The sequence below is a fragment of the Streptomyces sp. MH60 genome (genome assembly GCF_002939385.1).
Classification (GTDB): Bacteria; Actinomycetota; Actinomycetes; order Streptomycetales; family Streptomycetaceae; genus Streptomyces.
In genome coordinates, this window is the sequence record NZ_MULI01000057.1 from 34,521 (window position 1) to 48,764 (window position 14,244).

Consider the following 14,244-nt stretch of genomic DNA (forward strand, 5'->3'; position numbering starts at 1 on the left):
CGGGAGTGGTCAGCCGGCGAACCAGCGGACGGGCTTCGGGGCGAGGTTCTGGTAGACGTGCTTGCTCTCGCGGTACTCGGCCAGGCCCGCGGGGCCGAGTTCGCGGCCGACGCCGCTCTTGCCGAAGCCGCCCCACTCCGCCTGCGGCAGGTAGGGGTGGAAGTCGTTGATCCACACGGTGCCGTGCCGCAGCCGGCCCGCGACCCGGCGGGCCCGTCCCGCGTCGGCGGTCCAGACGGCACCGGCCAGACCGTACTCGGTGTCGTTGGCGAGGGCTACGGCCTCGTCCTCGGTACGGAAGGTCTCGACGGTGAGGACCGGTCCGAAGACCTCCTCCCGTACCACCCGCATCTCGCGGTGGCAGTGGTCGAGGACGGTCGGCTCGTAGAAGTAGCCGCTCTCGGGCCGCTGGGGCGACGGCTCGGGGCGCTTGCCGCCGCAGCGCAGTACGGCGCCCTCGGCGAGGGCGGAGGCGACGTAGTCCTCGGTCTTGGCGCGCTGCTGCGCGGAGACGAGCGGGCCGCACTCGACGCCGTCCTCGGTGCCGCGGCCGAGGCGGATCTTCTCCGCACGGCGGGCGAGTTCGGCGACGAAGCGTTCGCGGACGGACTCCTCGACGATGAGGCGGCCGCCCGCGGAGCAGACCTGGCCGCTGTGGATGAAGGCGGCGTTGAGGGCCTGGTCGACGGCGGTGTCGAAGCCCTCCTCAGTCGCGCAGGCGTCGGCGAAGACGACGTTGGGGTTCTTGCCGCCGAGTTCGAGGGCGACCTTCTTGACGGTGACGGCGGCGGCCTGGGCGACCTTGGTGCCGCTGATCAGGCCGCCGGTGAAGGAGACCAGGTCGACGTCGGGGTGGTCGGCGAGCCGGGCGCCGACGGTGTGGCCGGGGCCGGTGACGATGTTCGCGACGCCGGTGGGGAGGCCGGCCTCGACGAGCAGGTCGATCAGGGCGACCGTGGTGAGCGGCGTGATCTCGCTCGGCTTGATCACGAAGGTGTTGCCGGCGGCGAGGGCCGGGGCGATCTTCCAACTGGCCTGGAGCAGCGGGTAGTTCCAGGGTGTGATCATCGCGCAGACGCCGACCGGTTCGTGCACGACGACGCTGTGGACGTCGGGCGAGCCCGCGTCGACGACCCGGCCGGGAGCCTCCCCGGCCACCAGGTCGGCGAAGTAGCGGAAGGCGTCGGCGACGCAGTCGATGTCGACGCGCCCCTCCTCGACGGTCTTGCCCGCGTCGCGGCTCTCCAGGAGGCCGAGTTCCTCGCGGTCGCGCACGAGGAGGTCGGCGACGCGGCGCAGCAGGGCGGCGCGTCCGGCGACCGGGGCGTGCGGCCACTCGCCGGTGTCGAAGGCGCGCCGGGCGGCGGCCACCGCGAGGTCGGTGTCCTTCTCGTCGCCCTCCGCGACCACGGCGAACGGCAGGGCGTCCGCGGGATCGATGATCTCGCGGGTGGCGCCGGAGGACGCCGCGAGCCACTCGCCGCCCGCATGGATGGTCCGGTGGGCCCGCTCGGTCCGGGTTTCCGTTCTGTTCGCCATGGTGGGATGTGCCTTCCGTTCCTGGTCAACGCCCCTGCGTCACGCGCATGCCACTCTCGGGGACCGTGAGCCCCTGCCCCACTGCCCCGTATGCATGCCGATTCGGTCATCGAAAGTGCGGCGCATCACGGATAAAAGCGACGAGAAGGGTGAAACGGGTGGACTGTCTCGGTCAGGATCAGCCGCTCGGTGAGGTTCGGATGCTCGCCGAGAGCGCCGGGGAAGCCGGGAACGCCGGGAGCCCGTGCGGGCGTCGGGGCGGGCTCAGATGAGGCCGAGACCGCGGACCGCCTCGCGCTCCTCCGACAGCTCCTTGACGGAGGCGTCGATGCGGGCGCGGGAGAACTCGTTGATGTCCAGGCCCTGGACGATCTCGTACGAGCCGTCCTTCGTGGTGACCGGGAAGGAGGAGATGATGCCCTCCGGGACGCCGTAGGAGCCGTCCGACGGGATGCTCATCGAGGTCCAGTCGCCGTCGGCGGTGCCGTTGACCCACGTGTAGACGTGGTCGATGGCGGCGTTGGCGGCGGAGGCGGCCGAGGAGGCGCCGCGGGCCTCGATGATGGCGGCGCCGCGCTTGGCGACCGTCGGGATGAACTCGTCGGCCAGCCACTTCTCGTCGTTGACGGTCTCGGCGGCGTTCTTGCCGGCGACCGTGGCGTGGAAGATGTCCGGGTACTGGGTGGCGGAGTGGTTGCCCCAGATGGTCAGACGCTTGATGTCGGCGACCGTCGAGCCCGTCTTCTTCGCGAGCTGGGTCAGCGCGCGGTTGTGGTCGAGGCGGGTCATCGCGGTGAAGCGCTCGGCGGGTACGTCCGGGGCGGCGGCCTGGGCGATCAGGGCGTTGGTGTTGGCCGGGTTGCCGACGACGAGGACCTTGATGTCGTCCGCGGCGTGGTCGTTGATGGCCTTGCCCTGCGGCTTGAAGATGCCGCCGTTGGCCTCCAGGAGGTCGCCGCGCTCCATGCCCTTGGTGCGGGGGCGGGCGCCGACGAGGAGGGCGACGTTGGCGCCGTCGAAGGCGACATTCGGGTCGTCGGTGATCTCGATGCCCTGGAGGAGCGGGAACGCGCAGTCGTCCAGCTCCATCGCGGTGCCCTCGGCGGCCTTGAGCGCCGGGGTGATCTCCAGGAGGCGCAGCTTGACCGGCACGTCCGCGCCGAGCAGCTGGCCGGAGGCGATGCGGAAGAGCAGGGCGTAACCGATCTGGCCGGCCGCGCCGGTGACGGTGACGTTCACGGGAGTGCGAGTCATGGCGTTCTCCGTATGACAGCTGGCGGTGGGGCGTCCCGGCCCCGGGCGTTTGATCGATCTCTTGGTATCAAGAGATCGATCCAGCCGTCAGGCTATCGCGCCCGTGGTGTCCGGCACGTCCGGGTCGGTGTGGCCCGGCCCACAGGACCGCCGCCGGATCACCCGTGCGCGCGGAACGGGGCACGGAGCCGGGCACGCCCGGCCACGAGAAAGAGGCGGCCGCCTGTCCGGGAGAGGAGGGACGAAGGCGACCGCCGTTCGGGGATACCGTTGCCGGACTCCCGTGGGGGTACTTCTCGCGTGCCCGGCACGCCGCGGAGCATTCCTGTGCGGGCCGACTTTTCTTCATCGGCCCGCTGCCCGCCTCCTCGCGCGCCTAGTTCGTGCAGCCCTGCTGCCCCGAGGCCAGCGTCGCGCAGGCGGTGGCATCGGCCGCGGAGTTCACGGCGACCATCATGGTGTACGCGACGGTGTCGCCGGCATTGCCGACCGTCGCCCGCTGCTCGTTCGCACCGCCGGCGCTCACCTGGACCTCGTCGCCCTGCGCGGCCTGGGTGACCCGGGCCCACGCGGCACCGCAGACCTTGCTGTACCGGACCTCGACGGCGGCGGTGCCGACGACGGTGGTCGCGCCGGTGGTCACCAGGTCGCCGCCGCAGCCCATGACCTCGGGGTCCTTGCCGGTGCAGGCGTCGCCGGCGCACTTCACGCCCGGCGGCAGCGAGGGTTCGCTGCTCACGGTGGGCGACGGGGAGGGCTTGGTGCCCTCATCCTTCTGGTCGCCGCCGTCTCTCAGGAGGAAGAAGGCGCCCGCGATCACGACGAGGACGCCGACGACGCCCGCGACCACGGTGGTCATCCGCTTCTTCCCGCCGCCCGGGGGCCGGCCGGACGGGCGGGGGTCGCCGTGCGGGGGCTCGCCGTACGTGCCCGAGGGGCCGGTGCCGTTGCCGGATCCGACGCCGGTGCCGTACGGCGCGGCGGGTGCGGTGCCGTAGGAGGCGGCGGGTGTGCTCGGCGGCGCCGCCGCCTCCCCGGTGCCGGTGCCGGTCCGGGGCCCGGAGCGGGACGCGCGGTCGCCGGTCGGCGCGGGGCCCCGGTATCCGGCGAGGCCCCAGGAGTTGCCGTCGGTCGCTCCGCCGGAGGACGGGACCGGGGCGGTACCGGGTCCACCGCCGTCCCGGACCGCGCCGAGCACCGAGTCGGGGCTGTCGGCGGCCGTCGGCTGGGCCGGGACCGTGGGCGGCAGCGTGGGCGACACACCCGCCGGCCCGGCGACCCCGGTGGCGGCGCCGCCACCGTGACGGCCGGTCCGGCTCCCCTTGCCGTTCCTGCCGTCGTTGCCCCGCTTGGGCCCGGCGTTGCCCGACTTGGCCGCGGGCGTGCCCAGTTCGCCGAGCGCGGCGCGGGCCTGGGAGATCCGGATGGCCTCCATGGTCATGTCGTGGCGCATCTCCGAGCGGCTCCAGGCGCGCTCGGCCAGCTCCCACATGGTGGTGAGGTGGACGGGGTTGGTCCCGGTCACCTCGGCCAGGGCCACGATGGCGCCCTTCGGGGCCAGCAGCCGGCCGTTCAGATAGCGCTCCCAGGACGTCTTGCTGTAGCCCGTGGCGTCGGCCACCGACGCGACACTCAGGTCGCTGCGGTCCACGAGCCGGCGCAGCTGACTGGTGAACTCCCTGATCTGCGGATCGAGTTCATCCGGCAAGGCCTTCCAACGAGGCACTGCTTCCCCCTCTTCCCCCGGTGGCGTGCTGGTCGATCCCCCGCTGGTCCCCGCGCGCGGCGTCCCCCGCGCGGTACCTGGTTCTGGCTACCCACAGGGATGCGCCCGGTCAGGATCCCAGTTCCCGGGGTGGGGGCGCACAGGAGCACAGAGGCCGCGAACGTGCACCGTCGCACGCCCACCGACCCGTGGTCCAGTGTCCCATCGGCGTTCCCGTGACCGGAACGGAACCCCCGAGAACAGGTCGCGTAGCCGAGTAGCGGAACGGTCACTTCCGTGCCACAGCGCCCTGCCAGGCGTTGAACAGGGCGTTCACCGTGCAGGAGGGTTGGTGCCGACGGCGGCCCGTCCTTCCACGGGGGTGAGGACGGGCCGCCGTGCGCACCGCTAACTGACCGTGAAGTGGAGCGTGTCCTTGAGGAACGGGATCTCCAGCACCGGGTTCGGCTGGGCCATCAGCGCCAGCAGGGCGATGGAGAGCCCGAAGACTCCGTAGGTCGCGATGTCCGTGAAGCGCGAGCGCACGGCGAGCATGCCGACGTCGGGCAGCACCCAGCGCAGCGCACCGCCCGCGAGCAGCGCGGCGCCGATCAGCAGCGTCCCCCAGCGGAAGACGCCGAGGGCGGTCAGCAGCAGGCCGAGCCCGACCAGCAGCACCACCGTGAGCACCGGCCACTGCCGGGCGGGCGCCGGGGCGTCACCGCCCGCGGCCCGGCCGCCGCCCTCGGGGCGGGCGGTGTCGCGGGTGAAGAGCGGGAACCGCCGGGTCGTCCGGCGCGGCCTGCCCTCCGCGTCCGGCGCGCTGACCGGGTCGCGGACGGTGATGTCGTCGGCGGTGCCGGACGGGTCGGGGCGCTCGTCGGCAGCGGGGTTCGTGCGGGCGTCCGGGGCCTCCCGGCCACCCGGGCGCTGCCCGGGCTCCGTGTGCTGCGGACGCTCGGCGTCGGTGTCCTCAGCCGGCACTGCGCTCCGCCGCCTCCACCACGTTGACGAGCAGCTGGGCCCGGGTCATGGGGCCGACGCCGCCGGGGTTCGGGGAGATCCAGGCGGCCACCTCGGCCACCCCGGGGTGCACGTCGCCCATGATCTTGCCCTCGGCGTTGCGGGAAACGCCGACGTCGAGGACGGCCGCGCCCGGCTTGACGTCCTCGGGGCGGACCAGGTGCGGGGAGCCGGCCGCGGCGATGACGATGTCCGCCCGCTTGAGGTGGGCGGCCAGGTCACGGGTGCCGGTGTGGCACTGGGTGACGGTGGCGTTCTCGCTGCGCCGGGTGAGCAGCAGCGGCATCGGGCGGCCGATGGTGACACCGCGGCCGACGACCACGACCTCGGCACCCTTGATCTCGACGCCGTAGCGGCGCAGGAGGGTGAGGATGCCGTTGGGGGTGCAGGGCAGCGGCGCCGGCTCGTTCAGGACGAGGCGGCCCAGGTTCATCGGGTGCAGGCCGTCCGCGTCCTTGTCCGGATCCATCAGTTCGAGGATGCGGTTCTCGTCGATGCCCCTGGGCAGCGGCAGCTGGACGATGTAGCCGGTGCAGGCCGGGTCCTCGTTCAGCTCGCGGACGACCGCCTCGATCTCCTCCTGCGTGGCCGTGGCGGGCAGTTCGCGCTGGATGGAGGCGATGCCGACCTGGGCGCAGTCGCGGTGCTTGCCGGCGACGTACTTCTGGCTGCCTGGATCGTCACCGACCAGGACGGTGCCGAGGCCGGGTGTGACACCCCTCTCCTTCAGCGCCGCCACGCGGGCGGCCAGTTCGGACTTGATCGCGGCTGCGGTGGCCTTGCCATCGAGAATCTGGGCGGTCATACCCCCCATCCTCGCGGATGACCGGCCCCCGGTTCCAATCAGGTCGGCATGCGGGCACCGCTCAAGCCGGCATGCGGGCACCGCGCGGGAACCTTCGGGACGCCACGGGACACGTCCCGCCGTATCCGCTCATGATCGATGTTGTTGCACTTGCACAACGCCTTGTGAACGGGCTGGACAAGTAAGAGTTCGGTCAAGAACGATTGGGCTGCACAGTGCCGCGGGGCCGTACCGGGGGGACGAACCGCTCGAGCAGAATCTCCTCCGAGTCGAGCCGCGCGTCGTCCCCGCACTTGACAGCGACGGAGGAAGACCCGCCATGAGTTTCGGCGATCCCAACAACCCCTACGGCCCGCCCCAGGGCGGCCAGCAGCCGAACTACGGCTACCCGCAGCAGCAGCCCCAGGGCCAGCCCGGTTACGGCTACCCCCAGGCGCCCCCGGTGTCGGCCGGCTACGGCTACCCGGCCGCCCCGACCTCGATGCCCGGCACTGTCAGCGCGGCCCGCGTCATGCTGTGGGTCATCTTCGGCCTCCAGCTCGTCGGCGTGGCCCTGTTCGCCATCAGCGCCGCGAGCGTGGACGCCGCGAAGAACGACGACCAGCTCAAGGACGACGCCGCCTTCCAGCAACTGGCCGACTACTCGTCCGGCATGCTGTGGGGTCTCGTGGCGTTCGCGCTGGTGTGGGGCGCGATCGCGCTCGTACTGGCGATCAAGGTCGGCAGCGGCGGCAACGGCGTCCGCATAGCGACCATGATCTTCGCCATCATCACCGCGATCCTCGGTCTGTACCCGTTCATCGTCGTGGGCCTGGTCCACACGGTGCTCGCCATCCTGGTCGCCGTGTTCGTCGGGAACTCCAACGGCTCGGCCTGGTACAAGCGTCCCCGCTACTGACAGCCGGACCGAGCAGCGGCGACTGAACAGTTCTCGCCAATCACCACCCGGGGCCGTGTCTCACCCGTACGAGGGGGGCACGGCCCCGGTGCGTCGCCCTAGTCTGGCGTGGGTAGCCGTCAGGCACGGGGAGACGCACCTTGTACAGCATCATCGTGGTACCTCCGCCGACCACGGAGGACGAACCCACCCGCACCCAGTACCGGCTCGCGCCCGGCGAACGGCTCGTCTTCGGGCGGTCCGTGCCCGAGGGCGGGCTGCGGATCGGGCACGACGGGGTGTCCCGCAGAGCCGGTGAGATCGCGGCGCACGGCACCTTCTGGACCCTGAGCAACCTCTCCGCCCACCAGACCTACGTGGTGGAGAACCCGGAGGGCGCGGGCGAGCACATCAAGGTGGCGCCGGGCCGCCTCGACGCACCGGTGCCGTTCGAGTTCTCGCGGATCGTGCTGCCCGCCGCCGGTGACCTGCTCCCGGTCGAGGTGTGGGCGCCGCGCCACGACTATCTGCGCGGCGAGGACGGCGCCGACGGCGAGCCGACCGCCCCGGCCTTCTCCGTCGACCGCACCAAGCGGTACTTCGCGGTGCTGGCCGCGTTGTGCGAGCCGAGGCTGCGCGGGGCGCCGCACGCACCGCTGCCGACCATGGACCAGGTCGTCGAGCGGCTCCGCCCGGCCTGGCCGGCCGCCTCGCGTACGTCGGTGCAGTGGAACATCGACTACCTCGCCGTGAAGCTGCGGCTGAAGCCGGGCCCGGAGACCGCCGAGCCGGGTCCGCGGCTGAACGGCAAGAAGGAGTCGCTGGTCTCGCTGGCGCTCCGCTTCGACCTGGTCCGCGAGGACGACCTGGTGGTCCTCGCGGCACCGTCCGGACGGGCGCTGCGATGACCGAGCCGTACGCCGTCCCGGTGCCCAGGGGGTACCGGGTGGGCGCCTGGGAGGTGCGCGAGCCGCTCGCGACCGGCGCCTTCGGCAGCGTGTACGCGGGGCGGCGCACGGACAGCACCGTGGGCGTGGGTGGCGTCGGCACCGGCGGTGGCGGTGGCGGTGGTGGTGGCGGTGGCGGTGGCGGTGGCGGTGGCGGTGGCGGTGGCGGTGGCGGTGGCGGTGGCGAGGATCTGCCCGGCACCGTCGCGTTGAAGTTCCTGCCCACCGGCACCGGCACCCCGCGGCAGCTGTCCCACCTGCGGGATCTGGTCGAGCGCGAGGTCGAGCTGCTGCGCCGGCTGCGGCGGCCCCGGCTGATCCGGATGTACGAGACCCTCACCGTCGACGACCCCGCCCACCCCCGGCTCGACGGTGCCACCGTCCTCGTCCTGGAGCGGGCCGAGGGCTCGCTGTCCGCCCTGCTCGCCGCCGCGCCCCGACCGCAGGCCGGGCCCGCGCTGCTCGCGCAGGTCTGCGAGGGCCTGCAGCAACTGCACCGGGCGGGCTGGGTGCACGGCGACCTGAAACCGGCCAACGTGCTGCTCATGGCGGACGGTTCGGTACGGCTCGCCGACTTCAACATGGCCGCCGAGCTGGAGGGCACCCACGCGTACACGCCCGCCTTCTCCACCCCGGACTACACCCCGCCCGAGCTGCTGTGGTCCGAGATCGGTGAACGGGGCCGCCGGATCCGCCCCTCCGCCGACGTGTGGGCCTTCGGCGTCCTGGCCCACCTGGTGCTCACGGGTTCCTTCCCGCTGCCCGGCGGCACCCCGACGGCCCGCCGCGACGCCGCCGTCGCCTACGCCCGCGGCACCCACGAGCTTCGCCTGTCCCCCGAACTGCCGCCGGCATGGCGGGAGATCGTGCGGGCGTGCCTGACCCGTACGCACGCCGACCGGATCGGCACCGACGCCCTGCTGCGCCGGGTGACGGACGCGGCGGGCGGCGCGATCGGCACGGCGGGGTTCTCGCTCCGGCCCCGCACCCGCCCCCGGCGCGGGGTCCTGGCCGCCGCGGCCGCGATACTCCTCGCCCTCGCCGCGCTCGGCTACGGCGTCGCCCGCTGGACCGACGGCGGCCGGGATCCCGTGGCGCGTCCGCGCCCCGGCGGCACCGCGAGCGTCGCCGCCGCCTCCTACGGCGCGGCCGAACTGCGCACCGACCGGGACGTCCCGCCCGCCTACCGCCTGCTGATCGTCGAGACGGCGCACGACTGCGGACACAAGGAGGTCAGCCCGGCCCTGATCGCCGCCATGCTGAAGGTCGAGAGCGATTTCGACCCGGACCTCGCCGACCCGGCCAAGGACGAGTACGGCATCGCCCGCTGGACCCCGAGCGTGCTGCGCTGGTGGATGAACGAGGACGGCACCCCGGGCGAGACCGTGCCCCAGCCGCCGTTCCCGCCCGCCGAGTCCATTCCCGCGATGGGGCGTTACCTGTGCTGGATCGCGCCCCGCCTCGACGCCGGCCTGCCGGGCGACCGCAGCGTGCTGGTCGCCGCCGCGTACCGGACGTCGTACCGGAAGGTGAACGACGCGGGCGGGGTTCCCCCGAAGTACCGCGACTACGCCGACCGCGTCGCTCACCACCTCAAGGAGTACACGCCCCGGGGCGGGGAGTGACCCTGGGAGTTCCGAGGTTCCCCGCGGCGGGCGTCCCGGGGCACGGTGTGAGCACACCGCCTCGGCGGCAGGACCGGTCCGACCACCTCGACCGGTACGGCATCGACGTTCACGGGGGAACGAGAATGAAGATCGTCAAGCCCGCAGTACTCCTCCTCGCGGCCACGGCCCTGGCCGCCGGGTCCACGGTCGCGGCCACGGCCGCCGACAGTCCCGGCGGCACCCGGGTGACCGGCCTCCAGCAGAAGGCCGGCCAGGTGCTGGCCGACATCCCGAAGCCCTTGCACGTGAGTGCCGACGCGGTCGAGTACGAGGGCCTGACCGTGACGGACGCGCCCGTGACCAAGGGCGCCCAGGACCTGGCCTGCGACTACGGCCACCTGTGCATGGTCGTCAACGGCACGAAGTTCGACTTCTACAAGTGCCAGACGTGGAACCTGACCAACTGGACCGGCGACGGCCCGTTCACCAACAACCAGACGCGGGGCACGGTCGCCAAGTTCTTCAACCGGGACGGCAGTGTCCGCTGGACGTCGACGGCCTACCAGGCGGGCACCGCGACCTGGGACCCGATCTGGTCGTTGCGCCCCTGCTGATCCGCCTACCGGGTCCGCCACCGCGGCGGCCCCCGGTCCCCTCCTCGGAGGGGACCGGGGGCCGCCGTTTCGCGGTCAGGGCGTCCGGACGCCAGGACGTCAGTGGAAGAAGTGCCGCGTTCCCGTGAAGTACATCGTCACGCCGGCCTTCTTCGCCGCCTCGACGACCAGTTCGTCGCGGACCGAGCCACCGGGCTGGACCACGGCCTTCACGCCGGCCTCGGTGAGGATCTCCAGGCCGTCCGGGAAGGGGAAGAAGGCGTCGGAGGCGGCGTACGCCCCCTGCGCGCGCTCGGCGCCCGCCCGCTCCACCGCGAGCTTCGCGGAGTCGACGCGGTTGACCTGGCCCATGCCGACGCCGACCGAGGCGCCGTCCTTGGCGAGGAGGATGGCGTTGGACTTGACGGCCCGGCACGCCTTCCAGGCGAAGGCCAGCTCGGCCAGCTCCGCCCCGGACAGGGCCTCGCCGGTGGCGAGGGTCCAGGTGGCGGGGTCGTCGCCCTCGGCCTGGAGGCGGTCGGTGACCTGGAGGAGGGCGCCGCCGTCGACGGGCTTGACCTCGACCGGGGCGGCGGGGGCCTCGGGGGCGCGCAGCACGCGGATGTTCTTCTTCTTGGTGAGGGCTTCGAGCGCGCCGTCCTCGTAGTCCGGCGCGACGATGACCTCGGTGAAGATCTCGGCGACCCGCTCGGCCATCTCCTTGGAGACCGGCCGGTTGACCGCGATCACGCCGCCGAACGCGGACAGCGGGTCGCAGTCGTGCGCCTTGCGGTGCGCCTCGGCGACGTCCGCGCCGACCGCGATGCCGCAGGGGTTGGCGTGCTTGATGATCGCGACGCAGGGCTCGGCATGGTCGTACGCGGCACGGCGGGCGGCGTCCGTGTCCGTGTAGTTGTTGTACGACATCTCCTTGCCGTGCAGCTGCTCGGCCCGCGCGAGGCCACCGCCCTCGGGGGAGGTGTAGAGGGCGGCGGGCTGGTGCGGGTTCTCGCCGTAGCGCAGGGTGTGGGCGCGCTCGTAGGTGGCGCCGAGGAAGTCGGGGAACCCGGACTCGTCGACGGGGGCGTACTCGGAGGCGAACCAGGAGGCGACGGCCACGTCGTACGCGGCGGTGTGCTGGAAGGCCTCGGCGGCCAGGCGCTTGCGGGCGGCCAGGTCGAAGCCGCCGTCCTTGACCGCGGAGAGCACGTCGGCGTACCGGGCCGGGCTGGTGACGACCGCGACGGAGGGGTGGTTCTTGGCGGCGGCGCGCACCATGGAGGGACCGCCGATGTCGATCTGCTCGACGCACTCGTCGGCCGTGGCGCCCGAGGCGACGGTCTCGCGGAACGGGTAGAGGTTGACCACGACCAGGTCGAACGGGGCCACGCCCAGCTCGTCGAGCTGCTGCCGGTGGCTCTCCAGGCGCAGGTCGGCGAGGATGCCGGCGTGCACCTTGGGGTGCAGGGTCTTGACCCGGCCGTCCAGGCACTCGGGGAAGCCGGTCAGCTCCTCGACCTTGGTGACGGGGACACCGGCGGCGGCGATCCGCCCGGCGGTCGACCCGGTGGAGACCAGCTCGACGCCGGCCTCGTGCAGCCCGCGCGCGAGCTCTTCGAGCCCGGTCTTGTCGTAGACGCTGACGAGCGCGCGACGGATGGCCCGCTTGTTGCTCCCGGCGGTGGCGGTGGCGGTCACTGGATAACTACCTTTCGTCCCTCAATGCGATAGCCGTTGCGGGCGAGCCGCCCCACGACATCGACGAGCAGCCTTCGCTCGACTTCCTTGATGCGCTCGTGCAGAGCGACACCTTCGTCTTCGTAGTCCTCGTCCCGGACCTCCACCACGCCCTGCGCGATGATCGGGCCGGTGTCGACGCCGTCGTCGACGAAGTGGACGGTGCAGCCGGTGACCCTGGCGCCGTACGCGAGCGCGTCCCGCACACCGTGGGCCCCCGGGAAACTGGGGAGGAGGGCGGGGTGGGTGTTGACGAACCGCCCGCCGAACCGTGCGAGGAACTCCTTCCCCACGATCTTCATGAACCCGGCCGAGACGACGAGGTCCGGCTCGTGGGCCGCGACGGCCTCGGCGAGCGCCGCGTCCCACTCCTCACGGGTCCCGTGGTCCTTGACCCTGCACACGAAGGTCGCCACCCCGGCGCGCTCGGCGCGGGCGAGCCCCTCGATCCCGTCGCGGTCGGCGCCGACGGCCACGATCTCGGCCCCGTAGGTCTCGGCTCCGGTGGCGGCGATCTCGTCGAGGAGTGCCTGGAGGTTGGTGCCGGATCCGGAGACCAGCACGACGAGGCGCTTGGCTCGCCGGTCCACGGGCGTGGCGGCCACGGTGGGGGCCTTTCTCGGGGAGGCGGATCTGTTTGTACGGTCGTACGAATGCTTCGCGCCCCGGGATACGGGGAAGTCTACGAAGCGGCCGACCGTCAGCAACGATACCGGCACACCGGACGGCCCCCTCGGGACGGGGGCGTGGCCGGAAGGTAGCGTCTGCGTGGAGCCGGGGCGGGAACGCGGCCTGTGCGTCAGGCGTTCACCAGACGTAGCGACCCGTTCGTCCGCTCCACCAGCTCACCGTTCCACCAGCCGCCCGTTCACCGTCGCCAAGGGGAAGACGCTCAGTTGATGCCGGACCGCAGCCTGCGACTGCTCACCCTCCCCCAGCAGTCGGCGCAGCCAGGGGAGCGCAGCGCCGTGCTGCTGCGCGAGCGCCCCTCGTCACCGCCCGACACGCCCTCGGACCGGAGGAACGGCGGCGGACCGGACGGCTCCACCGACCAGGACAATCCGTTCGCACCGCCCCCGGAGGGCACGCCGGACCGCCCCTGGCAGCCGCGGCACCCGTCGGGCGACGGCGATCCCCAGGGCTCGTCGGGCGACCAGGGCGAGGGCGGGCGTTCCCCGTGGGGCGGCCGGTGGAGCGACCGGCAGCCCGGCCGGTCCCCCGGCGGCTTCGGCGAGCGGCCCGGCGGTTCGGGCGGCCCCGAGAGCCCGAGCGGCGGCCTGGCGCTGTACTGGGGCATCAGCGCGCTGCGCGCCAAGCCCCGCGCCGCCTCCGACCCGGACACCCCGGCCCCGCCCGCGGAGCAGACCGGCCGCCCGCAACGCACCGCCGCGATCAGCGGCCTGGTCACGTCGTCCCTGGCCATCCTCCTGGTCGCCGCGTCCTTCGGCGCCCAGCTGATCTACAGCGACTACTACACCTGCCGCGAGGACGCCCTGACCAACGCGGCGCAACAGTCCTGCGAGCGCCACCTGCCGGAGCAACTGCGCCCACTGCTGGGCTCGGAGGACTGACCGGCCCGGTCACCACCAGCCCGTCCGGCGATTGAGGACGAGGCCCGTCCAGGGCCGAAGCGGGGGTCTGGGGGCGGCAGCCCCCGGGGACGGGAACGGGAAGGGGCGGCGGGGGCGAAGAGGCCCCGTCGGTACCCCGCCCCCCCCCCCCCCCCCCGCCGCGAGCCGGCTCCCCAGCCCCGTCGACCGGCAGCAGGTCGTACCCCGCACCACCCTCCTCGTCGTACAACCCGAACGGCACCGCGTCCTCGTCCGTCCCCGCCCCCACCTCCACGTCCTTCGAGCTCTTCGAGCCCTTCGCGCCCCGCCACCCCCGCCCCACGGACGGCACCGAGCCCCGGACTCGCCCCCACCGACGCCCACCCCCGTCGGCCACCTCCTCGGCCCCCGGCGCCTCGGCCACCGCCTCCCGCGCGGCAGCGCCCCGGCACCGCCACGCCCGCGCCACCACGGCCACCGGCACCGCCACCACCCCGATCCACGCCAGCGTCGCTCCCCCGGCCTGCCACCACACCGGCCCGAACCGGGCGAGCGCGGCGCTCCCGAGCGGCCCTCCGGCGAACGCGGCCAGCAGGGCGACGAGCAC

Annotated in this window: 12 protein-coding genes; 5 read left to right on the plus strand and 7 right to left on the minus strand. The window is 73.2% G+C overall.

Translation table 11 applies throughout. The annotated features are described in order from the left end of the window. Positions 1-9 precede the first annotated feature (9 nt). The 5 genes from BZZ08_RS27785 to BZZ08_RS27805 all read right to left on the minus strand — a co-directional run bounded on the left by BZZ08_RS27785 (position 10) and on the right by BZZ08_RS27805 (position 6,326). On the minus strand, positions 10-1,539 hold the full coding sequence (locus tag BZZ08_RS27785; RefSeq protein WP_104634971.1) for an aldehyde dehydrogenase family protein: 1,530 nt from the start codon (positions 1,537-1,539) through the stop codon (positions 10-12). Positions 1,540-1,803: 264 nt separating this feature from the next. After that, entirely contained in the window at positions 1,804-2,793 is a 990-nt protein-coding gene (locus tag BZZ08_RS27790; protein WP_104634972.1) for a malate dehydrogenase, read from the minus strand. 376 nt (positions 2,794-3,169) lie between these two features. Beyond that, positions 3,170-4,501, minus strand: coding sequence for a helix-turn-helix domain-containing protein (locus BZZ08_RS27795; RefSeq protein WP_241965583.1), 1,332 nt, complete (start codon positions 4,499-4,501; stop codon positions 3,170-3,172). Positions 4,502-4,906: 405 nt separating this feature from the next. Beyond that, complete coding sequence (locus BZZ08_RS27800; RefSeq protein ID WP_198601722.1) at positions 4,907-5,482, minus strand: DUF3017 domain-containing protein; 576 nt, start codon at positions 5,480-5,482, stop codon at positions 4,907-4,909. Next, positions 5,472-6,326, minus strand: a complete 855-nt coding sequence (locus BZZ08_RS27805) for a bifunctional methylenetetrahydrofolate dehydrogenase/methenyltetrahydrofolate cyclohydrolase (RefSeq protein ID WP_104634981.1) — start codon at positions 6,324-6,326, stop codon at positions 5,472-5,474. The genes BZZ08_RS27800 and BZZ08_RS27805 overlap by 11 nt, the downstream gene beginning before the upstream one ends. 319 nt (positions 6,327-6,645) lie before the next feature. Here BZZ08_RS27805 and BZZ08_RS27815 point away from each other — a divergent pair, with 319 nt between their 5' ends. The 4 genes from BZZ08_RS27815 (at position 6,646) to BZZ08_RS27830 (ending at position 10,371) form a co-directional block, all read left to right on the plus strand. Continuing rightward, entirely contained in the window at positions 6,646-7,224 is a 579-nt protein-coding gene (locus BZZ08_RS27815; protein WP_104634974.1) for a hypothetical protein, read from the plus strand. A 140-nt stretch (positions 7,225-7,364) separates the two neighbouring features. Next, positions 7,365-8,111 (plus strand): FHA domain-containing protein, encoded by a 747-nt coding sequence (locus BZZ08_RS27820; protein WP_198601723.1) that lies wholly within the window; start codon positions 7,365-7,367, stop codon positions 8,109-8,111. After that, complete coding sequence (locus BZZ08_RS27825; protein WP_104634975.1) at positions 8,108-9,775, plus strand: serine/threonine protein kinase; 1,668 nt, start codon at positions 8,108-8,110, stop codon at positions 9,773-9,775. Before BZZ08_RS27820 ends, BZZ08_RS27825 begins: the two co-directional genes overlap by 4 nt. Before the next feature lie 125 nt (positions 9,776-9,900). Then, entirely contained in the window at positions 9,901-10,371 is a 471-nt protein-coding gene (locus BZZ08_RS27830; RefSeq protein WP_104634976.1) for a hypothetical protein, read from the plus strand. Between the two features lie 99 nt (positions 10,372-10,470). Here BZZ08_RS27830 and purH read toward each other — a convergent pair whose 3' ends face one another. Beyond that, entirely contained in the window at positions 10,471-12,048 is a 1,578-nt protein-coding gene (purH, locus tag BZZ08_RS27835) for a bifunctional phosphoribosylaminoimidazolecarboxamide formyltransferase/IMP cyclohydrolase (protein ID WP_104634977.1), read from the minus strand. Then, complete coding sequence (purN, locus tag BZZ08_RS27840) at positions 12,045-12,692, minus strand: phosphoribosylglycinamide formyltransferase (protein WP_104634978.1); 648 nt, start codon at positions 12,690-12,692, stop codon at positions 12,045-12,047. The genes purH and purN overlap by 4 nt, the downstream gene beginning before the upstream one ends. Positions 12,693-12,986: 294 nt before the next feature. Between purN and BZZ08_RS39865 the strand changes: the two genes are divergently transcribed. After that, positions 12,987-13,658, plus strand: a complete 672-nt coding sequence (locus BZZ08_RS39865) for a hypothetical protein (protein WP_104634979.1) — start codon at positions 12,987-12,989, stop codon at positions 13,656-13,658. Positions 13,659-14,244 lie beyond the last annotated feature (586 nt).